The 26506-nt window shown below is 62.6% G+C and carries 23 protein-coding genes and 2 tRNA genes; 11 read left to right on the top strand and 14 right to left on the bottom strand.

Features of this window, described 5'->3' with window-relative positions; genetic code table 11:
• Positions 1 to 26: 26 nt before the first annotated feature.
• Positions 27 to 101: transfer RNA gene (locus ATY77_RS16930), tRNA-Gln, on the top strand.
• Positions 102 to 345: 244 nt separating this feature from the next.
• On the opposite strand, the gene ATY77_RS16925 is transcribed toward ATY77_RS16930, so the two are convergent.
• Entirely contained in the window at positions 346 to 1125 is a 780-nt protein-coding gene (locus ATY77_RS16925; protein ID WP_088688218.1) for an SDR family NAD(P)-dependent oxidoreductase, read from the bottom strand.
• 121 nt (positions 1126 to 1246) lie between these two features.
• Positions 1247 to 1864: a TetR-like C-terminal domain-containing protein gene (locus tag ATY77_RS16920; RefSeq protein ID WP_088688217.1), complete on the bottom strand. Its 618-nt coding sequence runs from the start codon at positions 1862 to 1864 to the stop codon at positions 1247 to 1249.
• A 111-nt stretch (positions 1865 to 1975) separates the two neighbouring features.
• Between ATY77_RS16920 and ATY77_RS16915 the strand changes: the two genes are divergently transcribed.
• From ATY77_RS16915 to ATY77_RS16905, 3 genes are all read left to right on the top strand, one after another.
• On the top strand, positions 1976 to 2662 hold the full coding sequence (locus ATY77_RS16915; protein ID WP_088688216.1) for a PspA/IM30 family protein: 687 nt from the start codon (positions 1976 to 1978) through the stop codon (positions 2660 to 2662).
• 43 nt (positions 2663 to 2705) lie between these two features.
• Complete coding sequence (locus ATY77_RS16910) at positions 2706 to 2987, top strand: YiaA/YiaB family inner membrane protein (RefSeq protein WP_071087443.1); 282 nt, start codon at positions 2706 to 2708, stop codon at positions 2985 to 2987.
• 94 nt (positions 2988 to 3081) lie between these two features.
• On the top strand, positions 3082 to 6477 hold the full coding sequence (locus ATY77_RS16905) for an acyl-[ACP]--phospholipid O-acyltransferase (protein WP_088688215.1): 3396 nt from the start codon (positions 3082 to 3084) through the stop codon (positions 6475 to 6477).
• 81 nt (positions 6478 to 6558) lie between these two features.
• Here the strand turns inward: ATY77_RS16905 and ATY77_RS16900 are convergent, their stop codons facing one another.
• The gene (locus ATY77_RS16900) at positions 6559 to 6966 is read right to left on the bottom strand and encodes a hypothetical protein (protein ID WP_088678388.1); all 408 of its coding nucleotides are present in this window, start codon (positions 6964 to 6966) and stop codon (positions 6559 to 6561) included.
• 263 nt (positions 6967 to 7229) lie between these two features.
• Here ATY77_RS16900 and ATY77_RS16895 point away from each other — a divergent pair.
• Positions 7230 to 7306: transfer RNA gene (locus ATY77_RS16895), tRNA-Pro, on the top strand.
• Between the two features lie 201 nt (positions 7307 to 7507).
• Positions 7508 to 7693 (top strand): hypothetical protein, encoded by a 186-nt coding sequence (locus ATY77_RS16890; RefSeq protein ID WP_088678387.1) that lies wholly within the window; start codon positions 7508 to 7510, stop codon positions 7691 to 7693.
• A gap of 222 nt (positions 7694 to 7915) precedes the next feature.
• On the opposite strand, the gene ATY77_RS16885 is transcribed toward ATY77_RS16890, so the two are convergent.
• Entirely contained in the window at positions 7916 to 8116 is a 201-nt protein-coding gene (locus ATY77_RS16885; protein WP_088688214.1) for a hypothetical protein, read from the bottom strand.
• 425 nt (positions 8117 to 8541) lie between these two features.
• Positions 8542 to 10044: a DegQ family serine endoprotease gene (locus ATY77_RS16880; protein WP_088688213.1), complete on the bottom strand. Its 1503-nt coding sequence runs from the start codon at positions 10042 to 10044 to the stop codon at positions 8542 to 8544.
• A gap of 552 nt (positions 10045 to 10596) precedes the next feature.
• Here ATY77_RS16880 and ATY77_RS16875 point away from each other — a divergent pair.
• Entirely contained in the window at positions 10597 to 11634 is a 1038-nt protein-coding gene (locus ATY77_RS16875; RefSeq protein ID WP_088688212.1) for a LacI family DNA-binding transcriptional regulator, read from the top strand.
• A 102-nt stretch (positions 11635 to 11736) separates the two neighbouring features.
• Positions 11737 to 12657 carry a LysR family transcriptional regulator gene (locus ATY77_RS16870; RefSeq protein ID WP_088688211.1) on the top strand — a complete coding sequence of 307 codons (921 nt, stop codon included), beginning with the start codon at positions 11737 to 11739 and terminating at the stop codon, positions 12655 to 12657.
• A gap of 39 nt (positions 12658 to 12696) precedes the next feature.
• Here ATY77_RS16870 and ATY77_RS16865 read toward each other — a convergent pair whose 3' ends face one another.
• The 6 genes from ATY77_RS16865 to ATY77_RS16840 all read right to left on the bottom strand — a co-directional run bounded on the left by ATY77_RS16865 (position 12697) and on the right by ATY77_RS16840 (position 20596).
• Positions 12697 to 13650, bottom strand: coding sequence for an NmrA/HSCARG family protein (locus ATY77_RS16865; protein ID WP_088688253.1), 954 nt, complete (start codon positions 13648 to 13650; stop codon positions 12697 to 12699).
• A 321-nt stretch (positions 13651 to 13971) separates the two neighbouring features.
• Complete coding sequence (locus tag ATY77_RS16860; protein ID WP_088688210.1) at positions 13972 to 16269, bottom strand: PBP1A family penicillin-binding protein; 2298 nt, start codon at positions 16267 to 16269, stop codon at positions 13972 to 13974.
• A gap of 103 nt (positions 16270 to 16372) precedes the next feature.
• Positions 16373 to 17014, bottom strand: a complete 642-nt coding sequence (locus ATY77_RS16855) for a peroxiredoxin-like family protein (protein WP_088688209.1) — start codon at positions 17012 to 17014, stop codon at positions 16373 to 16375.
• Positions 17015 to 17395: 381 nt separating this feature from the next.
• Positions 17396 to 18880: a sulfate adenylyltransferase subunit CysN gene (gene cysN, locus ATY77_RS16850; RefSeq protein ID WP_088688208.1), complete on the bottom strand. Its 1485-nt coding sequence runs from the start codon at positions 18878 to 18880 to the stop codon at positions 17396 to 17398.
• A gap of 1 nt (position 18881) precedes the next feature.
• Positions 18882 to 19835, bottom strand: coding sequence for a sulfate adenylyltransferase subunit CysD (gene cysD, locus ATY77_RS16845; protein WP_088688207.1), 954 nt, complete (start codon positions 19833 to 19835; stop codon positions 18882 to 18884).
• 17 nt (positions 19836 to 19852) lie between these two features.
• A complete protein-coding gene (locus ATY77_RS16840; protein WP_088678378.1) occupies positions 19853 to 20596 on the bottom strand; it encodes a phosphoadenylyl-sulfate reductase in 744 nt (247 codons plus the stop codon).
• Positions 20597 to 21015: 419 nt separating this feature from the next.
• Here ATY77_RS16840 and ATY77_RS16835 point away from each other — a divergent pair, with 419 nt between their 5' ends.
• The 3 genes from ATY77_RS16835 (at position 21016) to ATY77_RS16825 (ending at position 22429) form a co-directional block, all read left to right on the top strand.
• On the top strand, positions 21016 to 21462 hold the full coding sequence (locus tag ATY77_RS16835; protein WP_088678377.1) for an Rrf2 family transcriptional regulator: 447 nt from the start codon (positions 21016 to 21018) through the stop codon (positions 21460 to 21462).
• 100 nt (positions 21463 to 21562) lie between these two features.
• Positions 21563 to 21949, top strand: a complete 387-nt coding sequence (locus ATY77_RS16830; protein WP_088688206.1) for a DUF6152 family protein — start codon at positions 21563 to 21565, stop codon at positions 21947 to 21949.
• Between the two features lie 9 nt (positions 21950 to 21958).
• Positions 21959 to 22429: a DUF6644 family protein gene (locus ATY77_RS16825; protein WP_088688205.1), complete on the top strand. Its 471-nt coding sequence runs from the start codon at positions 21959 to 21961 to the stop codon at positions 22427 to 22429.
• A 12-nt stretch (positions 22430 to 22441) separates the two neighbouring features.
• On the opposite strand, the gene betA is transcribed toward ATY77_RS16825, so the two are convergent.
• The 3 genes from betA to betI all read right to left on the bottom strand — a co-directional run bounded on the left by betA (position 22442) and on the right by betI (position 26390).
• A complete protein-coding gene (gene betA, locus ATY77_RS16820; RefSeq protein ID WP_088688252.1) occupies positions 22442 to 24091 on the bottom strand; it encodes a choline dehydrogenase in 1650 nt (549 codons plus the stop codon).
• A 212-nt stretch (positions 24092 to 24303) separates the two neighbouring features.
• Entirely contained in the window at positions 24304 to 25767 is a 1464-nt protein-coding gene (betB, locus tag ATY77_RS16815) for a betaine-aldehyde dehydrogenase (protein ID WP_088688204.1), read from the bottom strand.
• Positions 25764 to 26390 carry a transcriptional regulator BetI gene (betI, locus tag ATY77_RS16810; protein ID WP_088688203.1) on the bottom strand — a complete coding sequence of 209 codons (627 nt, stop codon included), beginning with the start codon at positions 26388 to 26390 and terminating at the stop codon, positions 25764 to 25766. Before betI ends, betB begins: the two co-directional genes overlap by 4 nt.
• Positions 26391 to 26506 lie beyond the last annotated feature (116 nt).

Below are 26506 nucleotides of genomic sequence, written 5' to 3'. Positions count from 1 at the left end.
CCGGCGCTGAGCGCCGAAAGCTCTGGTGGGGCGTAGCCAAGCGGTAAGGCAGCGGTTTTTGGTACCGCCATCCCCTGGTTCGAATCCAGGCGCCCCAGCCAATCCGTGTTTTTCACGTAAAATCAGCTGGTTATGGTGTCCTGGGAGATCGAAGCGGAACAGTTTTCTGCAGATGATTTCGGACTAGTGCCAACCCATTCACCAAATTTTAGACCAGCGTTTAAATGCGGCCACATCTGCTTTTGTCAGCTTGAACCATTCGCCCCGTGTCCGCTTCGCGGCCAGTGTTAAAGGACGACGGTGATGCGTTTAAGCGCCGCGCGATAACCCACCGAGCTTTGGCCTTTACCCGCGCTCGTGAAACAGCCGTATACCAGTCAACCCGGCAAGCCTCCTCACCAACGCATCCTGAAACCCGACATCGCCAACCGCCGCCGCCGCCTCCCGCTGCTGCCGATGATACCAATACCCGCCGCTGACCCTGGCCGCGCCATCATCGCTCGTCGCCAGCCAAGTCTGCGTAAGATGCCCCATCTCCAGATCATCCGGCGCGCCGGCGCCGCCCATTTTGGTCGGTACCCAGCCAGGGTCGACGGCGTTGCTGAGGACGTCCGGCCAGTGGCGGGCGAGGGCGGTGGCGAGGGTGGCGATGTAGAGCTTGCTTTCCGAATAGGCCTGGCTGGCGTTCCATGGCCGCCGCTTCCAGTCGATATCGTCGAGGCTGCCGCCGCCGCTGCGGTGCATGCCGCTCGTGAGGTAGATCAGGCGATCGGGGCGGGTGATCCAGGCGGTGAGGAGATAGGGGGCGAGCAGGTTGACCGCCAGCGTCTTGGCGTGGCCTTCAGGCGTTTCGCCGCGGCTGCGTTCGAGGTAGATGCCGGCATTGTGGATGCCGGCGTCCATGCGGCCGATGGCGTTAACCTGTTCGGCGATGGAGCGCGTCTCGGCGGCGCTGGCGAGATCGCCGATGACGAGGCCGAGGGCGGCGGTTGAGGTGTCTGATATGGCGGCGGCGCGCTCGCGGGAGCGGGCGTGGAGGACGACGTCATGGCCCTGGTTCATGAGGGTGCGGGCGGCGGCGAGGCCGAGGCCATCGGTGGAACCGGTGATGAAGATGCGGCTCATGGGGGTTCCTTTCGGCGTGCGGCGTGGTGGGCCTAGAGTGCTGGGCCATGGGTCCTCGGGTCAAGCCCGAGGACGACGGAGGGTGGGGGAGCGTTGCTGCCAAGCCACCCGCCGGCCGCACTCACGCCTTCGCCTCCCTTCGCCGCTCCGCTCCCGCCGCGATCGTCACCACCAGCTCGTCCACCTCCCTTGCCAGCCGCTCCAGCGGCAATCCCACGAAGCGGCCCTCCAGGCTGATGCTGACGACGCCGTGGACGGCGCCGAAGAGGGTGCGGGCGCGGATGGCGCGGTCTTCGGGGGGCATGTCGGGCTGCAGTTCGGCAAGCGGTTCGGCGATCACGTCCATCAGGAAGAGGTGTTCGTCGAGGTGCCATTGCGGCGTCGGGCTGGTGTCGGGCGGGAAGTGGTCGAACAGCGCCTTCCAGAGGTTGCGGTGCTCGACGGCGAAGGCGAGGTAGCCCTGGGCGAGGTTGCGCAGGCGGTCGGTCGGGCTTTTGTCCCGGGCTTGGGGGAGCGTCAGCCTAGCTTCCAGCGCCTTCAGCGTCGACGAGTTGACGTGGATGACGAGCTCGGCGAGGTCGGAGAACACGGTGTAGAGGCCGCCCAGCGCGCAGCCGGCGTCCTGGGTGATGTCGCGGGCGCGCAGGCTGGTCAGCCCGTCGCGGGCGATGCGCTCGCGCGCCGCCTCGATCAGCCGGGCCTTCAGGTCCTCGCGTTTTTCTTCTCGTCTGCCGGCCATTAACCATTCCACTTCGATTTTCTGAACGACGTTCAAAATTTATCTTGAACGTCGTTCATGATTCTGCCATAACGACTCTCGTGAACAGCGTTCATAAACCGGAGGCGAGAAATGTTCAAACTGATTTCCACATTATTGCGGGGCAGGGCGCATGATGCCGAGCAGGCTTTTGCCGATCGCAACGCCGTGCCGCTGCTCAACCAGCAGATCCGCGATGCCGCCCAGTCGATCCAGTCGGCACGCCGCAGTGTCGCCGTCGCCGTCGCCCAGAACGAGCAGGAGCGGGCGCAGCATCAGACGATCGTCAGCCGCATCGCCGATCTGGAGAGCCGCGCCATCGCGGCGCTCAGCAAGGGCAATGACGGGCTGGCGCGGGAAGCGGCCGAGGCGATCGCCTTTCTCGAAGCCGAGCGCGATGCGTCGGAGAAGGCACAAGCGCAATTCACCACTGCGATCGCCAAGCTGAAGGGCATCGTCCGGGCCGCCGAGGTGCGGCTGCAGGAGCTGCAGCGCGGCGAGCGGCTGGCGCGGGCGACCGAAGAGGCGCAGAAGCTCGATATCGCGGTCGCCGGCCCCGGCCTGGCGACCCTCGACGAAGCCGAGGAGACGCTGGCCCGCCTTCGCCTGCGCCAGAGCCAGAACGAGCTGACGGCGGCCGCCCTGAAGGACATGGAAAGCACGACGCGGCCGGCCGGCATCATCGAAAAGCTTGCCAATGCCGGCTGCGGCGCGCCGCTCACCTCGTCAGCCGATGACGTGCTCGCTCGGCTGAAGAGCCGCATCACGCCGGCCGCCTGATCTCATCCAACCATTCACCCCTAAAAATTGAAGGGCCACTGCAATGAACGACAGTTTCCAGAAACACTCCGCCAGCTGGGTCAGCTTCTCCTACATCTCCTTTGGTGCCGCCGCCTTCATGCTGGTGCTCGGCCTCTACATGATGCCGCTCGATCTCTGGGGCAAAGGCTATCTCGCCATGGGCATTTTGATGCTGGTGCAGACCACGGTGAACATCACCAAGACGCTGCGCGACAATGCCGAATCCGAGAAGCTGATCCGCAAGGTCGAGGACGCCCGCACGGAAAAACTGCTCGTCAAATTCAATCGTAGCGATGAAGATTGATCTTCCTTAACCACAGCGCAGAGTTGTTGCCGCATTCAACCAATGGGTAACAACTCTGTGGCCTTCTCTGTGAGCCTAAAGAAGGACTCCCGCCGTGCAACACAATCTGATGACGTCTAGAAAATTCGCGCCGCTGTTCTGGACCCAGTTCCTCACGGCCTTCAACGACAATTTTCTGAAGAACACGCTGGTGTTCCTCATTCTCTTCAAGATGTCGGCGAGCGAAGGGGCTGCCCTGGTGACGCTGGCCGGCGTCATCCTCATCGTGCCCTTCCTGCTGCTCTCGGCACTCGGCGGCGAACTGGCCGACAAGCACGACAAGGCGAAAATCGCCGAACTGCTGAAACGCTGCGAGATCGGCATTGCCGCACTCGCCGTCGTCGGCCTCGGCTTTTCCTCGATTTTTGTGCTGATGGCCGCGCTCTTCGGCTTCGGCACCGTCTCGGCGCTGTTCGGGCCGATCAAATACGGCATCCTGCCCGATCACCTCGATCGCCGCGACCTGCCGAAGGCCAATGCCTGGATCGAGGGCGGCACCTTCATCGCCATCCTCGCCGGCACGATCATCGCCGCCCTCGCTTTCTCCAGCGGCGACAATGTGCTGCTGTTCGGCTCGATGATGATGGGCCTGTCGCTGCTCTGCTGGCTGGCGAGCCGGATGATCCCGCCCACCGGCTCCAAGGCGCCGGATCTTCAGATCGACCGCAATGTCATCCGCTCCAGCTACACGCTGGTTATGGAAATCCGTAGGGATAAGCGGCTGTGGCGTTCGGCGCTGATGAATTGCTGGTTCTGGCTGGTCGGCGCCTTCGTACTGTCGATCCTGCCGACCATGGTGACCGAGCTGCTCGGCGGCTCCGAGCTCGTCGTTCCGGCCTATCTCACCGTCTTCGCCATCGCCGTCGCTGTCGGCTCCGGCATTGCCGCCTGGATGTCGTCGGGCCGCATCGTGCTGCTGCCGGCCCCTGTCGGCACGGCGCTGCTCGGCCTCTTCAGCCTCGATCTCGCCTGGAACCTCTGGGGCCTGGCCTCGGCTTCCCACGCGACGACGATCCTCGATTTCTTCGCCGGCGAAAATACCATCCGCGTCGCCATCGATCTCGCCGGCATGGCGATCGCGGGCGCCTTCATCGCCGTGCCGACTTTCGCCGCGCTGCAGACCTGGGCGCATGAGGATCGCCGCGCCCGCGTCATCGGTGCCGCCAACGTGCTCTCGGCGCTGTTCATCACCGTCGGCCTCGGCCTCGTCGCCGTCATCCAGGCGCTCGGCGCGTCCATTCCTGAGATTCTGATCGGCCTCGGCATCCTCAATTTTGCTGTCGCCTGGCTGATGCTGAAGACGCTGCCGACCAATCCCTTCCGCGATTTCATCTCGATCCTGTTCCGCGCCTTCATGCGCCTCGAGGTCGAGGGGCTGGAGAATATCAAGAAGGCCGGCCGGGCGCCGATCATTGCGCTCAACCATGTCAGCCTGCTCGATGGCGCCCTGGCGCTCGCCATTACCGAGGAGGAGCCGACCTTCGCCGTCGATTACAAGATCGCCCAGGCCTGGTGGGTGCGGCCCTTCCTGAAAATGTGCAAATTCCTGCCTCTTGACCCCACCAAGCCGATGGCGACGCGCTCGCTGATCAAGGTGGTGCAGGAGGGCAGCCCGATCGGCATCTTCCCCGAGGGCCGCCTGACGGTGACGGGAACGCTGATGAAGGTCTATGACGGGGCCGCCATGGTCGCCGACAAAACCGGCTCGATGGTGGTGCCGGTCAAGATCGACGGGCTGGAGAAGAGCTATCTCTCCTATCTCGATAACGGCAAGATTCGCCGCCGGCTGTTCCCCAAGGTCAAGGTCACCATTCTCGAGCCGGTGAAGCTCGAAGTGCCGGCCGAGCTCAAGGGCCGCAAGCGCCGCACGGCGGCGGGGGCAGCGCTTTATCAGGTGATGTCGAACCTGTTGTTCGAGACCGCCGATACCTCGTCGACCGTGCTCGGCCGCGTCATTCAGGCGGCCCAGGAATTCGGCATGAAAAAGCTTGCCGTCGAGGATCCGGTCACCGGCAGCCTCACCTATGGCAAGCTGCTCACCGGTGCCGCCGTGCTCGGCGCCAAGTTCCGTGCCCGCTTCCCGGAGGCAAATATCGGCGTCATGCTGCCGAATGCCAATGGCGCCGCCGCCACCATTCTCGGCGTCATGAGCGCCGGCAAGGTGCCGGCCATGCTGAACTTCACCGCGGGTGCGGCCAATATCCTCTCCGCCTGCAAGGCCGCCGAGGTGAAACATGTGCTGACCTCGCGCGCCTTCGTGACCCAGGCCAAGCTCGGCCCCGTCGTCGAGGAACTGCAAAAGCAGGTGACGATCGTTTGGCTCGATGATGTGAGAGCCGAGATCGGCGCGTTCGACAAGATCCGCGGGCTGCTGCGCAAGGGGCGGCCGCTGGTGAAGCGCCAGCCGGATGATCCGGCCGTCATCCTCTTCACCTCCGGCTCGGAGGGCACGCCGAAGGGCGTGGTGCTGAGCCACCGCAACATTCTGTCGAACGCCGCCCAGGCCGCCGCCCGCATCGATTTCCACAGCGGCGACAAGGTGTTCAACATCCTGCCAGTCTTCCATTCCTTCGGGCTGACGGCCGGCACCGTGCTGCCGCTGATCTCGGGCGTGCCGGTTTATTTCTATCCCTCGCCGCTGCATTACCGCATCGTGCCGGAGCTGATCTATGTCTCCAACGCCACGATCATCTTCGGCACCGATACCTTCCTCAACGGTTATGCCCGGACCGCGCATCCCTACGACTTCCGCTCGATCCGCTATATCTTCTCCGGCGCCGAGCCGGTGAAGGCCTCGACCCGCAACACCTATATGGAAAAATTCGGCCTGCGCATCCTGGAAGGCTACGGCGTCACCGAGACCGCGCCGGTCATTTCCATCAACACGCCGATGTACAACCGCTCCGGCACCGTCGGCAAAATCCTGCCGGGCATGGAATGGAAGCTCGAACCGGTCCCCGGCATCGACGAGGGCGGCCGGCTGCATGTGCGCGGCGCCAATGTCATGGCCGGGTATCTTCGCGCCGAAAAGCCCGGCGTGCTCGAGCCGCTGGCCGATGGTTGGCACGACACCGGCGACATCGTCACCATCGACGAGGACGGCTTCGTCAAGATCCGCGGCCGCGCCAAACGCTTCGCCAAGATCGGCGGCGAAATGATTTCGCTCGCCGCCGTCGAAACACTGGCCGCCGAACTCTGGCCCGGCGCACTCTCGGTCGTCTCGTCGCTGCCCGACCCCAAGAAGGGCGAGCGCCTGGTGCTGCTGACCGACGCCCCGACCGCCACCCGCGCCGAATTCCTCGCCTTCGCCAAGTCGAAGGGCGCGATGGACATGATGGTGCCGGCCGAGGTCAATATCGGCAAGGTGCCGGTGCTGGGTTCGGGCAAGGTCGATTTCGTCGCGGCGCGGAAGCTGGCGGAAAGTGCGCTGCAGGCGGGGGAGGCTGCCTGACTTTTGATCGCTGCGGTCGATTGCCAAAACAAAACAGGCGGCTCTCGGGCCGCCTGTTTCGTATTTCGGACGAACCGCCCGTTATTTCTGTTCCGGCGCCAGGAACTCCGCGCAATAGGACGGGCCGTTGACGCCGGGAATGTCGGCGACGGTGCGGATGTCGCGGATCGTGTAGTCGGAATTGGTGGTGATTTCGGCCTGGCAGCGCAGATAGGCGGTGCGGGCGGCGGAGATCTGCTTGCCGCGCTTGCCGTCGGCGCCTTCGGCATATTTCGCGGGAATGCGCACGGTCTTGTAGCCGCCGCGCCAGGTATAGATGGTGGACGAACCTTCCTCGCGGTCGCTGATCGGCGGGCCGAAGGCGGCAAAGAAGATGCCGGCCGACTTGCCGACCCAGCGGGCCTCGATCGGATTGCCGGCGGAAGGAATGGTCGTGCATCCGGCAAGCGCAATAGCAAGCCCGGCCGCGGTCATAATGCGGAGTTTCATCGTGTCGTCCCTGATCTCAAGCGCAGTGGCTGCGAAGCCGCCGTCGCGGCGGTTTCGCCTGTCCCGCCGAGCCCTTTAGCGCGGAACCCAGCAAAAGAAAATTGCCCGTTCGGCACTTCCGCTCAATTTGCGCCGGGTGTGTCTTTTTGCAGCAGTAGCCACCCTTCGTGGCCTGTCACGCCCTTGTCAAAAATTCCATCGAATTTTTGGAATTAGGTGCTTGTGCAACCAGATAGGCTGTTCTATAGAAGCGCCGCTGGTCACGGAGTGTAGCGCAGTCTGGTAGCGCACCACGTTCGGGACGTGGGGGTCGAGTGTTCGAATCACTCCACTCCGACCAGCTAGAAACCCCGCTTCGGCGGGGTTTTTCGTTTCCGCTGGAAATTGGCAGTGAAACGGGCTGGCGTCGACGCTTGATGCCGTTTCTCGGTATTGAAGGCATCTTCTTCTTCGCCCGAACTGAAACACCGGGTCTTAAATTTTAGACATCGCTAACGAACAAATCGGCGGCCTGATGGTTCTCCTTCCAGGAGGAATAGCCATGAAGACCATGAACAATCGTCAAGTTCGTATTCCCGGCCCACGCGAGCACGATGTTGCGGAGCATTGCCGCAAGTTCGGGATCGGTCCGGCGGAAGAGAAGAAGCTGAAGAAACTGCTGGGCCATCGGGCGCCGCTTCATGAGATTCAGGCCAATGCTCCGCCGCGGCAACCAAGGTGGCGTTAGGTTGAGCGGTGTCTCGGGGGCAGCGCGGCTTGCGAGCACTGTGGGCGACTGCCCGAATGGTGTCGTCCTTGGTCTCTCGACTGAAACTCCGGCTGCATTTGGCGTTTGAGCCGCCGGATCGCGTGACAGGTTTCCTCTCCTGTGCCACTGCTTGCCCCCGCAGCGCGCCGCGCGGTCTTCCAATGCCTCATCGCAGCGTGGAGATGCGGGCTGGAATGCGCATCAGTGGCGTGGCTGACGCGACAGCATGAGAATGTAGTCGTCGGCGATATCGGCAACCACCATGGCCGCTTCTGCAGGCGAATACCCCTCGCTGACGGCGTCGCTGACGATCTTCATCACGGCTGCTTCAAGCGCTTCCCGGCAATCGGACGGAGTGTCGGCTTGCGGGCGTTTAGCGCGAAATTCCAATACGTTGTTCATGGCATACCCTCCGTTTGAATTGCTGAGCCATGCGCAGAAGCTCGCCTTCTCGGGAAGGTTCGAGCGGTGGTCCCGGTGGCGTTGCGCTCTTGAGGACCAGAATGATTATCGCAAGGCTACGATGGCACAGGGGGCGCGGTATTCAAGCGGATGCTGATATTAAGGTAAGCTGGTAGGGTTAATTCAGCCAGAGATTGTGCAGCGACGTTTGGGTGAGGATGTCAGGCAACGGTGCAACGCCTGTTCCTCTGTCATTTTCTTGGACAGAAGCGCACTCTTTCTGCACCGAGGCTGGACATTCCGCACTCCGACGGCGGGCATGACATTAACGCTTGCCGCCGGCGGAAAAGCCCGCTTCCGCAGGCTTTTCCTTATCCAGGATCATGCGGTCTAACGCGCGTCGCGATCTTTCAGATCCCTACGCTCTAGCTTGCCGCGAACGGCACGGCGACGAAGGTCTTGTTGCCGTCGCGTTCGATGAGCAGCAGCACGGACTTGCGGCCGGCCTTGCCGGCTTCCGCGACCGCGGCCTTGACGTCGCGGGCGTTGTGGACCGATTTGTCGTTCACGGAGACGATGACGTCGCCCGACTGGATGCCGGCGGCGGCGGCCGCCTTGTCGGGATTGACGTTGGCGACCACTGCGCCGCTGACGGAGCGCGGCAGGTCGAGCTGCTGGCGCACATCGGGCGTCAGGTCGGCGAGACCGATGCCGAGGCTCGGCTGGCCGGCGCTCTGGCTCTCGCTGCCGGGGCTCTCGGCTGCGGCCTGTTTCTGGGTGTTCTCATTGCCGCCGACGGTGACGGCGAGATCGATCGTCTTGCCGTCGCGCCAGACACTGACGGATTCCTTGGCGCCCGGCGAAAGGTCGGCGACGAGGCGCGACAGGTCTTTCGGCGTCTTCACCGTTTCGCTGCCGACGGCGGTTATGATGTCGCCGGACTTCAGGCCGGCCCGTGCCGCCGGTGTATCGGCGGTGACGGCGGCAACCAGCGCGCCGCCGATCTTGGCGAGGCCGACGGCATCGGCGACATCCTTCGTCACCGGCTGGATCTGCACGCCGAGATAGCCGTGATCGATCGAGCCGTCCTTCTGCAGCTTGGCGACGATCGCCTTGGCCTCGTCGGAAGGAATGGCGAAGCCGACGCCGACGCTGCCGCCGTTCGGCGAGTAGATGGCGGTGTTGATGCCGACGACATTGCCCTCGCGATCGACGAGCGGTCCGCCTGAGTTGCCATGGTTGATCGGCGCGTCGATCTGGATGAAATCGTCATAGGGTCCGCTATGCAGGTCGCGGCCACGTGCGGAGACGATGCCGGCCGTAACCGTGGTGCCGATGCCGAAGGGGTTGCCGATCGCAAGGATCTGGTCGCCGAGCTTCAGCTTGTCGGAATCGCCCCAGGCAATGGTTTGAAGCGGCTTGCCCGCCTGGATCTTCAACACGGCGATGTCGGATTTCGGGTCGGTGCCGATGAGTTTGGCCGGAAGCTCCGTGCCGTCGTCCAGCGTCACCTTGATGTCGACGGCATTGTCGATGACATGATTGTTGGTGACGATCACCCCGTCGGAGCTGATGATGAAGCCGGAGCCGAGCGCCATCGCATGTTCTGAACCTCGGTGTTGCGGCGCCGGGTGCGGCAGCGGGATGCCCTGGTCTTCGAAGAACTGGCGGAACTGCTCGTCCATCGGCGATTCCTGATCGGCGCTGACATCGGTCGCCTTCATCGTCGTGGTGACGGTGACGACGGCAGGCTTGTCCGCGTCGACGATGGAGGCGAAGGAACCGCTGGCGGCAAGAATCCCGCCGGTATCCGAAGGCGCGGCAAAGGCGCTGGACGAGTTGATGGCGAAAGGCAGGCATGCCGCGCCGGCGATGACGGCGGCGCCGACAAGCGCTGCGGCGCGATGTTTGCTGAGAATATGTGACATGGTGAGGGTCCCTTGCGAGAGCGTTGGCTTTTTATGGCGTCGTGGTTCCATGTCATGGACCTGGCGTCGGATGGCGTATGGGCGCCAATTCCTCTGTTCGGAACGCGCTGTCGTCGAGGCGGTGTGGCGACGGGGAGGGAATAGAAGAATTCGCGCTGAAGATTCATATGATCCCGTCAGGATGATTTGCAAATTAAATATTGATCATGTTTATATTGCCGATTTGTAAGACATTACTGGAGTTTAATCTTTCTTCCCGATGCTTCTGGTTCGGTCGCTCAGGCACGGAATCTCCCGACGCAGTTTGCGCCTGAATCGCGATCCCGGCGGTTTCTTCCAAAAATAAAACGGACTTACGCCTTGGGCGGTGATCCGATCGTCTCAAGCTCGCGTAATTTTCCGACGGACGGAACGGCTGCTCTTGATGAAAGTTATATTTCCCGACGGCGGTGCGAATATAAAATGTTAGTAGACTCTAAATTATTTCTTCTTCAGAAAGTAAGGGACTGCGAATCGAGGGCAGGCGAGTCTCGCGGCGGCTTATGAGGCGTGATGGTAAAGGCAGGTGAGCCGGGGCGTAAGCCCAGGCGCGGGGCGCATGTGAAGCTCAGCGATGTGGCGAAGAAGGTGGGCGTCAGTCCCATCACCATTTCGCGCGCGCTTCGCAATCCTGAAATCGTTTCCGAGGATCTGCGCGAGGTCATCCTGCGCACGGTGGAGGAGATGGGTTATATCCCCAATCTCGCCGCCCGGGCACTCGCTGGCCGCCACAACGGCATCGTCGGCGTCATCACGCCCGCCTTGCACCAGTATGGCTTCACCGGCCTGATGGTCGGTATCGAGGACCGCTTCCGCAACACCGAGTTCACGGTGCAATATTCCAGTACGCTACACCACGTCGAGGGAGAGGCTGGCCTGCTGAAATCCTTCCTGACGCAGAAGCCGGCCGGCGTTATCATCGCCGGCGCCGAATCCTATCGGGACCTTCTCTCGCTGATTGACAGCGCCGCCTGTCCCATCGCCCATATCACCGATCTCAGCCAGGAGCCGCAAAGCCTGGTCGTCGGCCTCGATCATTATACGGCAGGCGCCGAACCCACCCGTTTTCTGCTGTCGAGGGGCTATAGGAAGATCGCCTTCATGGGCCGCGGCGCCGATGTCCGCTCGCGACGTCGCATTGAAGGCTATGAGGCCGTAATGCGGGAAGCCGGATGTTTCGATCCCGACCTCGTCATCGGCGGGGATGCCGCGAGCCGCACCGGCCTCGGCAGGGAGCTGTTTTCCCGCCTGTTGGAGCGTGTGCCTGAGATCGATGCCGTCTTTGCCCAGAGCGACGAACTGGCGCTCGGCGTCCTCATCGAATGCAAGGAGCGCGGCATCCGCGTGCCGGAGGATATCGGCATCTGCGGCTTCAACGACCTGGAATTCTCGCCCTTCGTCGAGCCATCTCTGACCTCTGTGCATATCCCGCGCTACGATATCGGCTACCGCGTCGCCGACATGCTGCTGCACGCCATCCGCGAGGAGCCGCTGGACGCAGACAAGGCCGACTTAGGCTTTACCATTATTCCGCGGGGTTCGACGCGGTAATTGGCCAGACATCGCGGCAACAGACGTGGAGCCGAGCCTTGTTGCTAGGCACGGTCAGGATTATTCCGTATATGAGCGCAATGAAGATCGCCGTGCTGAACAATGGATAAGACGGGACTGTTTTTCGACAGGATGCGCACCTTCGTTCGCGTCGCCGAGCGCGGCAACCTGTCAATGGTTGCAAAGGAACTGGGCATCGGCCAATCCACCGTGACGCGGCACCTCAATGAACTCGAGGAGACTGTCGGCGTGGCCCTCCTCAGCCGCACCACGCGCCGCGTCACCCTGACGGAAGAAGGCAGTCGCTATTATACCAACTGCCTTCAGATATTGCGCCTGGTCGAACAGGCGGCTGAAGAAGCCAGAGCTGCACGTCAGGCGCCGGCTGGCGCGGTTCGCCTTTCCTGCACGGCAGCGCTTGGCGTCATGCATGTCACGCGCATGATCTTTGACTTCCAGGACAGGCATCCGGATATCCGCGTCGACCTCAATCTGACGGACGAGCGTATCGACCTGGTTCGCGAAGGCGTTGACGTGGCGCTGCGTCTTGGACCGCTCGCCGACAGCTCGATGAAACTTCATGCAGTCGGCGAGAGCCAGCGGCTGCTGGTCGGCGCTCCGGCTTATCTGTCCGTCCGGGGACGGCCGGAGCGTCCGGCCGATCTGTCACGCTACGAAACCATCGTGATGTCCAATGTGGCAGGCAGCAATCAACTCCTTCTTTCCGCTTCCGATGGCACAAGTCTGGTCGTTCCGGTCAGCGGCCGGCTGCGCGTCGACCACGGGCTTGCGGCGCGCGAAGCCCTTGCCGCCGGACGCGGCATCGGCTCGACCCATCTCTGGCTGGTTCACGATCTTCTGGATGATGGCCGGCTCGAGGTGGTGCTCGGGGACTATCGGCCTTCGCCGGTTCCGGTGAGCTTGCTGATCGTGCCGGAGCGTGCCGCCATTGCCCGCGTTCGCCTCCTCGTCGACTTTCTTGCCGCCGAGGTCGCCAAGCTGCCGGGAATCCGGCCATCGTAAGTCTCTGTTTTCAATCATGCCGCTATTGCGAGACGGGCTTTAGCCTCCGAAAGACCGCTTGTCGCCGCGCCAGCCCGACGTCCGCAGAAACTGCTCCCAGTTGAACGTCTCCGGCGCCAGGCGACGGCTCCATTCGAGATCGTGCTCCTTGCCGAAATAGCCGTACTCGACAGCATATTCGACCATCCCGAGAAGCTCTCGAACGAAGAGTTCGTTGGCGGCAAACTCCGGAAAATAGGCGAGCAGCCCGTCCCTGGTGAAAGCATTCCGATATTCGGCCTTGCGGCCGGTCACGCGTTGAAATGTTTCGACCATCTGCCGCGGCGAAATGATATCGCCGACCACCGGCAGCGTTTTGCCGTTATAGCGCTCGGGGTGTGAGAAGATCTCCAGGACAACAGGCCCGGTCGCGGTCAGCGGATCGACGAAAGGTGCGGCGAAATCTTCAGGAAGATAAATCGGCAGGAGCAGGGTGTCGCCTTCCATGCGCGGGGCATAATATTCGAGAAGATTGGTGTAGAAGAATGCCAGCATGATGAAGGAATGCGAGACCGGCAGGCCGCGAATGTAATCTGCAACCCGTGCCTTGTCGGTGAAGTGCGGCGCATATTTCGTCCCGCCGGTGATCTTGTCGACATTCTCAAGCGTGCTGAAAACAATGTGCTTGACGCCGGCTTCCACGGCCGCATCCGCCAATTGCCGCCCGAGAGGCGCCTCGATTGTCTCCGGCGGGACGATTGGCGGCGTCATCAAAAACGCGCCGTCCGCGCCCTTGAAGGCAGCAACGAGATCGTTCTGACGGCCGAGTTCGAGCGGGATCGTCACGATCTCGGCGCCGAGCTTCTCGAGACGCAAGGCTTCTGGCGAATCCTTTCTGCGGGTGAAGGCACGGACTCGGAATCGCTGGCTTCCAAGAAGTGACGCAACGACGCTGCGCCCCTGTTTGCTCGTTGCACCTGTTACCGCGATCAACGGCTTGTTGTCTTTAGACATGGCTTTCATCCTTTCCCTGTCGCTAGCCGCCGACCGGAGCGGCAGGCGTCTTTACAAAGCAGGGCGAGGGGTTCCATGCCGATCGCCCTGCTTCGACAGCGGGCACTCTATCGAAACAGGATTTATGGCTGTAGGTGACCAAAATGCATAAGATAATGCCACTTTATGGATAAGTGGCATTCGGCCGTCGCTCCGGTTCAAGTCGGCAGCCGATGGCGATCCGACCGCCAAACGCGTGCGAATTGAGGGCTAGCGGCCGAACAGGCGTTCGACGGCATTGCTATCGTGAGGGTGGCGGGCGCTCGATCTGCGCCGACCACATCACTTCTCGCAGAGCCGTCGGCCGCCGGAATAGGGCTGATAGGTACAATCGGATGGCCGGAAGGAGCGGTAACTGCGCGAGCAGGCGGTGATGTTGCAGGACTGCGGTGCGCCTTGATCATCATCTGCGGCTTCGGCCGATCGCACGCCGTTCAGCGTTGCTTCGCCCGTCGCCTCGCGCATGAAGTCCCGCCAGATATGCGCTGGCAGGGTGCCGCCCGTCACTCCCTTCATCGGCGCGTCGTCATCATTGCCAACCCAGACGCCGACGACGAGCGTGTCCGTGAAGCCGACGAACCAGGCATCACGATTGTCCTGGCTCGTCCCGGTCTTTCCGGCCGCAAACGTGCCGGGATCCGCGCCCCGTCCGGTGCCACGCTCGATCACCAACTGCAGGAGGCCGAGGAGATCGGACTGATAGGGTGAAAGGTCGACATTCGGCTTTGACTGTGCGCCGACGCGAAACGTCTTGGGCTGCCCCCCGGCCTGGAAGTCGATGATGCCCCAGGGCTTGACGGGTGCCCTGCCGAGTTGGACGGAGGCATAGGCGCTGGTGAGGTTGAGCAGATTGACCTCGGAGGTGCCGAGCGCCAGGGACGGCGTGTTGGCCATGGGCGCATCGATGCCGAGTTCACGCGCTGCGGCAATCACATTGTCCAGGCCGACCTCTTGGGCAAGCGCCACGGACGCGGCATTGAGCGATCGCGCGAACGCCTCGGCAAGTGTGACCCAACCGCGATAGCTGCCACCGGAATTTTCCGGCGACCAGCCGTCGATGTCGATCGGTGCGTCCAGAACCCGGTCGGACAGAGTGAGCCCAGCCTTCAAGGCTGCGTAATAGACGAACAGCTTAAAGGTGGAACCCGGCTGGCGCATCGCAGTGACGGCGCGGTTGAACTGGCTGGCCTTATAGTCGCGCCCGCCAACCATCGCGACGACCGCGCCATCGGGTGTCATCGCAACCAACGCGGCCTGCGATGCGCCGACCGTCTTTCCCTCACCGTCCAGGGCTTTTTTCACGATCCGTTCGGCGCTCTGCTGCAACTGCGGCACCAGCGTGGTGCGCACCGTCGTCGAACCCGGCGAGGAGCCGGCGATTTCGCTTGCCTGCGACGAAATCCAGTCGGCAAACCAGCTTCCGGAGCGCGGCGTGGGCGTCGTCGGGTGCAGCCTGGCAAAGCTCGTCTTGGCCTCCGCCGCCTCCGGCGCGGTGATCTTGCCATTGGCCGCCATCGCGTCGAGAACGACCATGGTGCGCTGCCGCGCGCCTTCGAAATTGTCGATGGGATTCCATTGGCTCGGCGCCCGCAGCAATCCCGCCAGCATCGCCGACTCCGGCAGGTTGAGGGCGCCGATATCCTTGTTGAAATAGATGCGCGCGGCGGCAGGCATGCCGGTGGCGCCCGCGCCAAGATAGACGCTGTTGAGATAGCGCGTCAGGATTTCCGCCTTGCCGAGCTTCCACTCCAGCCAGAATGCGATCACGACCTCCTGGATCTTTCGTTTTATGGTTCGGTCGCTGTCGAGATATTGCAGCTTGATCAGTTGCTGGGTGATCGTGCTGCCACCCTCCACCACCGAGCCAGCCTCCAGGTTGCGCAGAAGCGCCCTGCCGATGCCCCTGGGGTCGATGCCGAAATGATCCATGAACCGGCGATCCTCGATGGAAAGGACGGCATCGATCAGATGCGGCGGAAACTGCTCGTAACGAGCATATGGTCCTTGATAAGGTCCCTGTCTTACCAGCGGCGCGCCGTCGGCGGTTTCCAGCACGACGACCGGCTTCAACGTTCCATCCCGGATCTCACTCCAGGGCACGTCTTTCAGCGCCCACACCAGTACGCTCCCGACGATGAGGCAGACAAGAAAGACGAATCCCAAAGCGAATTTCCGCCATCCGGCAATGAATGATGCGCTCTGTCGACTTTCACGCGGCTTTGAACGCCGATCGCGAATACGGCGCGCCGCCCGGGCCAAAGCAGTCGCCACCCCTGTCAGCGGAGCCGACGCCATTCCAGGTCGTATCGACCTTCTGAGCTTCGTCCCGCAAAACAACGCGGCCGTCTTGATCTTTGCTACGGCAGAGCTTGCCTGCACATCCTGGCGTATCGCACGCAATAGAGTTCTGGCGGCCTGCCTGGTCTGGCCGAAGGCGCCATTCGGCGGCTGCGGCCCGTCCCGTTGGGTCGTTCTCGGCGAAGCCGAGGCGGCCGCCGGCGCTGTCGAATCCGGGCGCTGATTGCGATCCGAACTCGAACCGCTAATGCTATCACCTGAGGATTCGGGAGAATTGGGCATGGATTACCGCTAAAATGGCCACGCTGCATGAGCTTTATAGCCGGGTGATGTCGCGTGTTCTACCGCAAAAGCCCCGACGGACTGCGTCCATGACAATGACAGCTTAAAGTGCGATTTGGGAAGCGACCGACATCAATTCCTGGGAGTTCGGTGCCTTGTATGTCTGGAGCCCGGCCTCCAGAACTTCAGTGAAGCTCCAGCGCACGATGCCCTCCCGGTCTATCAGGAACTGACCGACAAGCTGCCCGTGGTCGGCAGTCATCATCTGCTGATCGGCCTCCGTAATTTGATATCCTTCCTTCTTGTTAATGAATTCGTCCATTGCCATCGGGTTCATGGGTTCGGGCAACTCGCCCGGAAGATCGATCCGTATCGCCATGACCGCGTCGATCCCGACCTCGCGTAATCCGAAAGCCTGGTGCGAAGCCTTCACCGGGTCGGAAGCAGCAAGAAGATCGGGTATTGGATGGTAACGGAAATAGAGGCGCGCGCGTTCGACCGGCGTGTTTACAACAGCCAGGGATTGGACGCCTTTCTCACGCAGCATCGGGTTGAGATATGCCATGGCCGCGACATGGCGCCGGCAGAACGGACAATGCAGGCCTCGAAACAAACCGATCAACAACGGACTGCGGCCACGAAAATCATCAAGTGCGATCTTCCCCTCGCACGAGATTGCATCGAACTCAACGTTCGGCACCCGGTCGCCCGGTTGTAGCGGATGGTCGACATAGCGCGTGGACATGGACAACCTCCTCGCTCGGGATCAGTCGAGAAAAGGCGCCACGTCAGTGCTTCGAGGTCGAGATTGAGCGTTGCAGGCCTGACCTCTCGTCTAACCGCACCGCCAGGATCCAATCTAAAATGGGCTCATATTGGCCCGCGGGCAAGCGGCAACAGCGAATCGTGAACTGAAGAAGCCCGTTTTCTGCAAACTCTGATATTTTTAGCGGCCGTAGAGGTCGGCACAGAAAATTGAGCTGAGTGACCCGCCAATTCGCGTCAAGCAGCATGGCAAGGTCCCAGGTTCCGATCGCCTCCCGTCGCTCGAAGGAGCCCGCTAGCCCTGCAGCCGGCGGGTTCGGCCTCGCATAAGAGGCCAGCCTTGCTGGCCCCTTATCTCTTATCAGATATCGCTTGCAGCGCTCGACCAGAGTTCGGCGGCCTCGGCTGCCGTCATGCGGCGCACCTCGGCCTCATGGCTGCGGCTGGCGAAGAGTTCGCTGGCCATGATCTGTTCGGCAAGATCGGCCGGCAGCGAGAGGATGACGCGGCCTTCGCCGTTGTGCAGCCCGCCGAGTTCCGTGCGCTTGCCGGTCACCATGCCGCCGGCGATGGTGTTATTTGTCTCAGGATCGATCAGGATGAACGAGCCGGTGGCGCGGTTCTGTTCGTAGGGATCGAAGATCGCGGCTTCGTCGAAAACGAGGCGCACCTTGCCGATGGCGTTCATGTAAAGCCGCTGGGCGGAATTCCACGTGCCTGTCTTCAGCTCGAGCTGGCTGACGGGCTCCACCTGAACGCGCTGGCGGCGCGAACCGCTCTTCAGCCAGTAACGCTTGCCGGCTTCGATGCCTTCCGGCTGCAGGGCGACGACCTGCGCGTCGAAGGCGAGGCCGGTCTGCGGCTGGCTGTCGATCGAAACGATCATGTCGCCGCGCGCCACATCCACCTGACGGTCGAGCACGAGCGTGATCGCATCGCCGGCAACGGCGGCATTGCGCACCAGGTCGAAGGTGACGATCTTGGTGACGTTTGCGACCATGCCCGACGGCAGGATCATGACACTGTCGCCCGGCTTTACCGAGCCGCCGGCAACCGTGCCCTGATAGCCGCGGAAGCTTTCGCCCGGACGCGAGACGCGCTGGACGGAGAGGCGGAAGCCGGTCGTCTGGCCGGAGCGGACGGTCGCATGCTCGAGCGTCTCGACCAGCGTCGGGCCGTTATACCAGGGCATGGCGGCCTGGCCGGAATAGACGACGTTTTCGCCCTTCAGCGCCGACATCGGGATCGCGGTGATCTGCTTGACGCCGAGCGACAGCGCGAATTCCTTGAACTCGTGGGTGATCTTGTCGAAACCGGCGCGGTCGTAATTCGTCAGGTCGATCTTGTTGACCGCGAGCACGAACTGCTTGATGCCGAGCAGCGAGGCGATCGTCGCATGACGGCGCGTCTGCTCGAGGATGCCGGCGCGGGCATCGACCAGGAGCACGGCGAGATCGGCGGTGGAAGCTCCGGTCGCCATGTTACGGGTGTATTGTTCGTGGCCGGGCGTGTCGGCGACGATGAAGGAGCGCTTGTCGGTCGAGAAGTAGCGATAGGCGACATCGATGGTGATGCCCTGTTCGCGCTCGGCCTGCAGGCCGTCGAGCAGCAGCGCGAAGTCGGGAAGGCCGAGATCGTTCTGCTTGCCGGTGGAGTCGCGGCGAAGCGTCGCCGCCTGATCTTCCTTGACTGCCTTGGTGTCCCAGAGCAGGCGGCCGATCAGCGTGGACTTGCCGTCATCGACGCTGCCGCAGGTGATGAGGCGCAACGGGCGCGAGTCGCGCTGGGCCTTCAGGGGCTCGGCGGCGGGCACGGCGACGACGTTTGCGGGAACGGCTGCAGTCATCTCAGAAATATCCTTCACGCTTCTTCTTTTCCATGGAACCGGACTGGTCGCGGTCGATGGCGCGGCCCTGGCGCTCGGAAACCGTAGCGATTTCCAGCTCCGCGATGATGTCTTCAAGAGTGGTGGCGGTCGAGCGGATGGCGCCCGTCAGGGGGAAGCAGCCGAGCGTGCGGAAGCGGATGGAATCTTCCTGCTTGGTTTCGCCGGGCAAGAGCTCGAGGCGTGGGTCGGAGGCCGCGATCATCATGCCGTCGCGCTCGACATAGGGGCGCTTGGCCGCGAAATAGAGCGGCACGATCGGGATCTCTTCGGCCTGGATGTAGCGCCAGATATCAACTTCGGTCCAGTTCGACAGCGGGAAGACGCGCACGCTTTCGCCCTTGCGGATCTGGCCGTTATAGACGTTCCACAGCTCGGGGCGCTGGTTGCGCGGATCCCAGCGATGGTCGGGCGTGCGGAAGGAATAGATGCGTTCCTTGGCGCGGGAGGCTTCCTCGTCGCGCCGCGCGCCGCCGAAGGCCGCGTCATACTGGCCGGCATCGAGCGCATTGCGCAGCGCTTCCGTCTTCATGATGTCGGTGTAGCGTGCCGAGCCGTAGGTGAACGGCGTGATGTTTTCGGCCGCGCCGCGCGGATTGATGTGCTCGATCAGATCGAGATCGTATTTCTTCACGATCTCGTCGCGGAAGGTGATCATTTCCGCGAACTTCCAGCCGGTGTTGACGTGAAGCAGGGGGAAAGGCACGCGGCCGGGATAGAAGGCCTTGCGCGCGAGATGCAGCAGCACGGAGGAATCCTTGCCGATCGAATAGAGCATCACCGGACGCTCGAATTCGGCGGCAACTTCGCGGAAGATGTGGATCGCTTCGTTTTCCAGCGCCTTCAGATGCGGGTCGAGCGGCGGCTTGGCGCTCTGCGGATTGGTCAGTTCCGTATCCTGACGGGTATCGGGCATTTTAAACTCCAGACGTGTCATTGCTGTGCGGCGACTGCCGCGGCCTCTTCGGCGACATGCAGGCCGCATTCGCGCTTTTCGTCCTGCTCCCACCACCAGCGGCCGGCGCGTTCAGGCTCGCCCGGCTTGATGGCGCGCGTGCAAGGCTCGCAGCCGATCGAGGGGTAGCCGCGGGCGTGCATAGGGTTGATTGGGACGCTGTTGTCGGCAACGAAGGCATTGATCCTGTCGATATCCCAGTCGGCGAGCGGGTTGACCTTCAGAAGGTGGCGCTCGGCGTCATATTCGGCGAAAGGCGTCTCGGCGCGATTGGCCGACTGGCCGCGGCGCAGCCCGGTGATCCAGATCGTGGCACCCGTCAGCGCCCGCGCAAGCGGCTTCAGCTTGCGCACGCCACAACAGGCATGCCTGGCTTCGACACTTTCGTAGAAACCGTTCATGCCGTATTTCGCCGCATAGGCATCGATATCGGCCTGCTCCGGCTCGTAGCGAATGATATGGATATCGTACTGGCTTTCCGTCTCATCGATCAGCGAAAGCGTCTCGGGAAACAGCCGGCCGGTCTGCAGCGTGGCGACATCGATCGGCAGGCGGTGCGTGCCGATTTCGGCAGTGATGACCTGGTCTTCGATGCCGAGAGAGGTGGTGAACACCACGCGGCCGCCGAGGCCGGCAACCAGCGACAGACGTCCGGCGAGGTCGAGGCCTGCCAGCTTGTCGTTCAGCGCCTCGGCTTCTGCAGTTGGATTTGTAACAGTCATGAGAATCCTGTCCTTAGTTGACCGGAGTATCGCAGCTCAAGCATGGATCGGACAGAAAAAGGGATTTCGAAAGCTGCGGCCGGAAGAGCAAATATCTCTCCGAAGCTGCCGCAATGCAGAAAAGCAGCCGCCCGCGGACCAAATCCGCGCCAGCCGCCTTAATGTCTACAGAAATAGTAGAGTTACACGCGGCCTGTCAATCGGAAATCTGAATTGATGCCGAAAAACGTGCAGAACGCCCGGTTTTGGCATAAATTACTTGAGCTTGGCCAAGAGCGAAAAACAAGGCCAAAACGCTTGTCTCTCAAGGCTTTCTCCGGCGCGTTCAAATTCCGTTCATGCTGGCTGTGCAATAGAGATGAAAGTATTCCTGAAGTGGTGCGAAGATTCGCGCCGCCTGTGTGTGTTGACGGTCGAAGATGATTACGCAAAAGGCGAAATATGCGCTGCGTGCGCTCACGGTCTTGGCTGATGCCGATGCCGACGAACCAGTGATGATTTCCGATATCGCGGCGCAGCAAAAGATCCCGAAGAAGTTTCTCGAACAGATCCTCCTCGACCTGAAACATCACGGCATCGTCGTCAGCCGTCGCGGCAAGCAGGGTGGCTATCTTCTTCTGAAGCCTGCCGATGCCATCACCTTCGGGGAAATCCTGCGCATCATCGACGGCCCGATCGCTCCGCTTCCCTGCCTGTCGATTACCGCTTATCGAAAGTGCGACGATTGCGACGGCGAACAGAGCTGCCAGATCCGTCACGTCTTCGCCAAGGTGGCCGATGCCACCCGCAAGGTGCTGTTTTCGACGACCATCGCCGACGCCGCCCGGCCGGCCCGCACCGCCGAGGTCACGCGGCTGCTGGCCTGAGCGGCAGCCTCACGCCCTTTTCCTTCAAGATTTGGTGAAACGCCTTTTCTTGGCCCCGTGATGCTCCACCTGCCTGTCCATTCGGGAAGGGAGAACATCAATGTCCACACATTCAATGAAACGTTTGTTCGCGGCAGCCGGGATGACCGTTGCGCTTGCGACGGGTGCGGCCGCTCATCACGGCTGGTCGTGGGCCGAGGCGGATCAGATCGAGCTTCGCGGCACCATCCAGACGATAACCATGGGCGGGCCGCATCCCACACTCGATGTCGCGACCGCAGATGACGGCGTGTGGCGGGTCGAACTCGGCAATCCGCGCCAGACCGAACGCTCCGGTTTCGTAGAGGGCGTCGCAAAGCCTGGCGACCAGGTCGTGGCGCTCGGAAACCGTTCGCAGGATCCGAAGGAGAAGCGGATGAAGGCCGTGCGCATTACCATCGGCGAGAAACGCTATGATATCTATCCGGACCGCGTCCGGACGAACTGACCGGCCGATATGGACGCTCTCGAATGGCTGCAGGCAACGGCACTTGCAGTGGCGCTCCGCCGCTCCGCGACGTTCTACATGTTCGTCAATGCCGCGCATATTCTGGCGATCGGCCTTCTCGTCGGCGCCATTCTGCCGCTCGATCTCAGGCTTGCCGGCTTCTTTCGCAAGGTGCCGGTTGAAATCATCGCCCCGTTCCTGTCCCGCGCCGCCGGCATCGGTCTCGCCGCGGCCATTTTGACGGGCTTCTGCCTCTTCAGCGTGCGAGCGGTGGAATATGTCCAAAACCCGGCCTTCCTCGCCAAGCTTGGCCTGATCGGACTGGGGCTGCTCAACCTATTGACGGTTCACCTCGGGCGAGGGTGGAAAACGGCGATCTCGATTGGAATCGTCCGCCCGGGCCTGCGTCTTGCTGCGGCGCTTTCGGCGGCGATCTGGATCGCCGCCGTGGTCGCCGGACGCTGGATCGGATTCCTCTGAAGCCCCGATCACTTACCGATCGCTGACCGCCGCGCGCGGATTGATCCATGGCTCCTGGTTCGAGCGCGCCAGCGGCTGCTTGCCGAGGATATGATCGGCCGCTTTCTCGCCTGTCATGATCGAGGGACCGTTCAGGTTGCCGTAGGTGACGTGCGGGAAGATCGAGCTGTCGGCGACGCGCAAAGCCTCGACGCCGATCACCCGCGTCTGCGGATCGACCACGGCCATCGGATCGTCCTTGGCGCCCATCTTGCAGGTGCCGCAAGGGTGATAGGCGCTTTCCAGATGCTCACGCAGGAAGGCGTCGATTTGTTCGTCGCTTTGTACGCCTTCTCCCGGCTGGATTTCCGGCCCGCGATAATTGTCGAAGGCGCTCTGCCCGAAGATCTCGCGGGTCAGCCGCACGCAGTGGCGGAATTTCTCCCAGTCTTCTGGATGGCTCATATAGTTGAAGCGCAGCACCGGCTCGGCCTTCGGATCGGGCGAGCGCAGCGTCACGCTGCCGCGCGATTTCGACAGATTGTAGCCGACATGGACCTGGAAGCCGTGGCTTTTGGCCGCCGCCTTGCCGTCATAGCTGATTGCCACCGGCAGGAAATGATACTGGATATCGGGCTGCTTCAGCCCCGGTGCCGAGCGCAGGAAGGCGCAGGCCTCGAACTGGTTGGAGGCGCCGAGCCCGCCCTTCGAGAGCAGCCATTGTGCGCCCGCCACCCCCTGCCAGAACCACGGCAGCCAGGAATAGAGCGACACCGGTTTGGTGCTGATCTGCTGGAAATAGAATTCCATATGGTCCTGCAGATTGGCCCCGACACCCGGCCGGTCGGCCTTAACCTCGATGCCCATCTCCTTCAGATGCTCGGCCGGCCCGATGCCCGAGAGCATCAAAAGCTTCGGCGAATTGAACGAGGAGGCTGAAACGATCACCTCGCGGTTCGCCTTCACCACCTCGATCCTGCCGCCGCGGTCGATCTCGACGCCCGTCGCCCGGCCGTTCTCGATCATCACCTTGCGCGCGAAGCCGTAGACGATCTCTACATTCTTCCGCTTCAACGCCGGTTTCAGATAGGCGTTGGCGGCAGACCAGCGGCGGCCGGAAAAGATGGTCTGCTCCATCAGCCCGAAGCCTTCCTGCTTGCTGCCGTTATAATCCTCCGTCGTCTCGAAACCCGCCTGCTTGCCGGCCTCGATGAAGGCGCGAAACAGCGGATTGGTGAAGCCGCCGCGCTGGACATGCAGCGGCCCCTCGGTGCCGCGCCAGCCTTCCTCGCCGCCATGCGAATGTTCCATCCGCTTGAAATAGGGGAGAACGTCGGCATAGGCCCAGCCGCTGGCCCCGAGCTCCTCCCAGCGGTTGAAGTCCTCCGCATGGCCGCGCACATAGACCATGCCGTTGATCGAGGAGGAGCCGCCGATCACCTTGCCGCGCGGCGCGGTGATGCGCCGATCGTTCAGGTGGGGTTCCGGCTCGGAGAGATAACCCCAATTATAGCGCTTCATGCTCATCGGCCAGGCAAGGGCCGCCGGCATCTGAATGAACGGCCCGAAGTCGCTGCCGCCCGCCTCGATGACGATGACGGAGTTCTTGCCGTCTTCGGAGAGGCGGTAGGCGAGGGCGGAGCCCGCCGAGCCCGAGCCGATGATGACGAAATCTGCTTGCATGGTCATGTCTTTCTCGATTTGCCCTTCGGTCGGCTGTTTGTTCGCCGCGCCTGCCCCTCATCCGGCTGCCGCCACCTTCTCCCCGTTCTGACGGGGAGAAGGGAACTTGCCGCAACCTCTCCGTCCCCCCCCAGGCCTTTCGTCTGGCACGTCCCGTCTCCCCGCGTGCGGGGAGAGGGTTAGGGTGAGGGGCAGGCCCCGGATGTTGTTACTCAATAAGGCGCCTGTACCGGCCCCATGCCGACGTAGACCGTCTTCAGCTCGGAATAATGCTCCAGTGCGGCCAGCGAATTCTCGCGGCCGAAGCCGGATTGTTTCGAGCCGCCGAAGGGGATTTCCACCGGGGCGAGGTTGTAGCTGTTGATCCACAGCGTGCCCGCCTCCAGCCGGTCGACGACGCGGTGGGCGCGGGTGAGGTCGGCGGTGAAGACGCCGCCGGAGAGGCCGAATTCGCTGGCATTGGCGCGGGTGATGACCTCGTCCTCATCGTCGAAATCGAGCACCGACATCACGGGCCCGAAAATCTCTTCCCGGGCGATGGTCATGTCGTCGGTGACGTCGGCAAAGACCGTTGGCTGCACGTAGTAGCCTTCGCCGGAGACGTTGTTCGGAATGCCGCCGCCGGCAATCAGCGTGGCCCCCTCGGCCTTGCCCTTCTCGATATAGGCGATCACCTTCTCGCGCTGCGCCCAGGAGACCATCGGGCCGATCTGCGTCGCCTCATCCAGCGGGTCGCCGATCAGCATCGCCTCGGTGCGCGCCTTCAGCCGCTTGAGGAACTCGGCCTTGATCCCCTTCTGCACGAAGACGCGGGTGCCGTTCGAGCAGACCTGGCCGGTGGAATAGAAATTGCCGAGCATGGCGCCGCCGACCGCCGAATCGAGATCGGCATCGTCGAAAACGATGAGCGGCGACTTGCCGCCGAGCTCCATCGTCACGTGCTTGAGGCTGCCGGCCGCAGCCGCCGCCACCCTCCGCCCGGTCGGCACCGAGCCGGTCAGCGACACCTTGGCGACATCGGGATGGTTGACGAGCAGCGGCCCGGTATCGCGGTCGCCCTGGATGACGTTGAAGAGCCCCTTCGGCAGGCCCGCTTCATGCAGGATCTCGGCGATGGCAAGGGCGCCGAGCGGCGTGTTTTCCGAGGGCTTGAACACCATGGCGTTGCCTGCGATCAGCGCCGGGGCGCCCTTCCAGCAGGCGATCTGCTGCGGATAGTTCCAGGCACCGATGCCGACGCAGACGCCGAGCGGCACGCGCTTGGTATAGGCGAAATCCTGACCGAGCGGGATATGGGCGCCGTTGAGCCCGGCCGGTGCGACGCCGCCGAAGAATTCGAAGGCATCGGCGCCGGAGGTCGGATCGGCGACGATCGTCTCCTGGATCGGCTTGCCGGTATCGAGCGTTTCCAGTTCGGACAGTTCGCGGTTCCTCTCGCGCATGATCTCGGCGGCGCGTTTGAGGATGCGCCCGCGCGCCATCGGGCTCATCGCCGCCCATTCCGGCTGGGCGCGTTTGGCCGCCGCGATCGCCTTCTCGACGATCGCAGGCGTTGCCGCGTGCAGCCGGGCGATCACCTCGCCGGTGGCGGGATAGAGGCTCTCGATGACGGTGCCGTCGGTATCCTCGACATAGTCGCCGTCGATGAAGTGCGAGGCTGTCGGCTGGGCTTTCATGTCATTTGTCCTTGGATGGTGCGAAGTGGTTTTCCCTTCTCCCTCGGGGGAGACGGGGACGTGGAGGCCAGAAGCGCATTCAGATAATCCTCCGTCAGCGCGATCGAGGCTTCGATGCCGATCGGCGCTGATTTCAAACTCTGCCTGATATAGAGCCCGTCGATCATCGCCGCAGCGCCCTCGGCGATGCGTTCTGCGGCGTCGGCCGGCAGCAGCACCTTGAGATCGGCAAGCAGGTTGGAGCGCAGCCGGCGGGCATAGATCACCAGGAAGCGGCGTGTCTCCTCCGAACGCTGCGCTTCGGCATAAAAGGCAAGCCAGGCGGCAATCGTCTCCGGCGCGAACTGGTCGGCGTGGAAGCTGACGCGCACGATGGCCGAAAGCCGCTCACGCGGCGTCCGCGCCTGCTTGAGCGCCACGACCGCGTCGCAGCGCAACTGCCGCAGAAGCGAGCGGATCGTCTCGATCAGCAATTGCTCCTTGCTGCCGAAATAATGATGCGCAAGGGCTGGGGACACGCCGGCCTGGCGGGCGATATCGGACATGGTGACGGCAAGCGAGCCGTGATCGCCGATCACCCGCAGCGCCGCATCGACAAGCGCCTTGCGGCGCACCGGCTCCATTCCGACTTTGGGCAAGGCCACATCTCCTTGATAAGGGCGCCATGTTAATTTTGATTGACTGATCAATCAATAAAAATCTTTCGCGTTTGGCATCGGTTCGGATCTTTTCCCAGAGC

The organism is Rhizobium sp. R634 (assembly GCF_002211305.1).
GTDB lineage: Bacteria > Pseudomonadota > Alphaproteobacteria > Rhizobiales > Rhizobiaceae > Rhizobium.
Note: the sequence above shows the minus strand (reverse complement) of the source record. Positions and strands in the feature narration are given on the sequence as shown.

What these genes read in the sequence shown, in the direction of transcription:
- ATY77_RS16870 (WP_088688211.1), top strand. Translation starts at nt 11,737, where the DNA reads ATGGATAAGACGGGACTGTTTTTCGACAGGATGCGCACCTTCGTTCGC.
- betI (WP_088688203.1), bottom strand. Translation starts at nt 26,390, where the DNA reads ATGGAGCCGGTGCGCCGCAAGGCGCTTGTCGATGCGGCGCTGCGGGTG.
- ATY77_RS16865 (WP_088688253.1), bottom strand. Translation starts at nt 13,650, where the DNA reads ATGTCTAAAGACAACAAGCCGTTGATCGCGGTAACAGGTGCAACGAGC.
- ATY77_RS16885 (WP_088688214.1), bottom strand. Translation starts at nt 8,116, where the DNA reads ATGAACAACGTATTGGAATTTCGCGCTAAACGCCCGCAAGCCGACACT.
- ATY77_RS16880 (WP_088688213.1), bottom strand. Translation starts at nt 10,044, where the DNA reads ATGTCACATATTCTCAGCAAACATCGCGCCGCAGCGCTTGTCGGCGCC.
- ATY77_RS16840 (WP_088678378.1), bottom strand. Translation starts at nt 20,596, where the DNA reads ATGACTGTTACAAATCCAACTGCAGAAGCCGAGGCGCTGAACGACAAG.
- ATY77_RS16900 (WP_088678388.1), bottom strand. Translation starts at nt 6,966, where the DNA reads ATGAAACTCCGCATTATGACCGCGGCCGGGCTTGCTATTGCGCTTGCC.
- betA (WP_088688252.1), bottom strand. Translation starts at nt 24,091, where the DNA reads ATGCAAGCAGATTTCGTCATCATCGGCTCGGGCTCGGCGGGCTCCGCC.
- ATY77_RS16860 (WP_088688210.1), bottom strand. Translation starts at nt 16,269, where the DNA reads ATGCCCAATTCTCCCGAATCCTCAGGTGATAGCATTAGCGGTTCGAGT.
- ATY77_RS16890 (WP_088678387.1), top strand. Translation starts at nt 7,508, where the DNA reads ATGAAGACCATGAACAATCGTCAAGTTCGTATTCCCGGCCCACGCGAG.
- ATY77_RS16830 (WP_088688206.1), top strand. Translation starts at nt 21,563, where the DNA reads ATGTCCACACATTCAATGAAACGTTTGTTCGCGGCAGCCGGGATGACC.
- cysN (WP_088688208.1), bottom strand. Translation starts at nt 18,880, where the DNA reads ATGACTGCAGCCGTTCCCGCAAACGTCGTCGCCGTGCCCGCCGCCGAG.
- ATY77_RS16835 (WP_088678377.1), top strand. Translation starts at nt 21,016, where the DNA reads ATGATTACGCAAAAGGCGAAATATGCGCTGCGTGCGCTCACGGTCTTG.
- ATY77_RS16910 (WP_071087443.1), top strand. Translation starts at nt 2,706, where the DNA reads ATGAACGACAGTTTCCAGAAACACTCCGCCAGCTGGGTCAGCTTCTCC.
- ATY77_RS16855 (WP_088688209.1), bottom strand. Translation starts at nt 17,014, where the DNA reads ATGTCCACGCGCTATGTCGACCATCCGCTACAACCGGGCGACCGGGTG.
- betB (WP_088688204.1), bottom strand. Translation starts at nt 25,767, where the DNA reads ATGAAAGCCCAGCCGACAGCCTCGCACTTCATCGACGGCGACTATGTC.
- ATY77_RS16915 (WP_088688216.1), top strand. Translation starts at nt 1,976, where the DNA reads ATGTTCAAACTGATTTCCACATTATTGCGGGGCAGGGCGCATGATGCC.
- ATY77_RS16920 (WP_088688217.1), bottom strand. Translation starts at nt 1,864, where the DNA reads ATGGCCGGCAGACGAGAAGAAAAACGCGAGGACCTGAAGGCCCGGCTG.
- ATY77_RS16825 (WP_088688205.1), top strand. Translation starts at nt 21,959, where the DNA reads ATGGACGCTCTCGAATGGCTGCAGGCAACGGCACTTGCAGTGGCGCTC.
- ATY77_RS16875 (WP_088688212.1), top strand. Translation starts at nt 10,597, where the DNA reads ATGGTAAAGGCAGGTGAGCCGGGGCGTAAGCCCAGGCGCGGGGCGCAT.
- cysD (WP_088688207.1), bottom strand. Translation starts at nt 19,835, where the DNA reads ATGCCCGATACCCGTCAGGATACGGAACTGACCAATCCGCAGAGCGCC.
- ATY77_RS16925 (WP_088688218.1), bottom strand. Translation starts at nt 1,125, where the DNA reads ATGAGCCGCATCTTCATCACCGGTTCCACCGATGGCCTCGGCCTCGCC.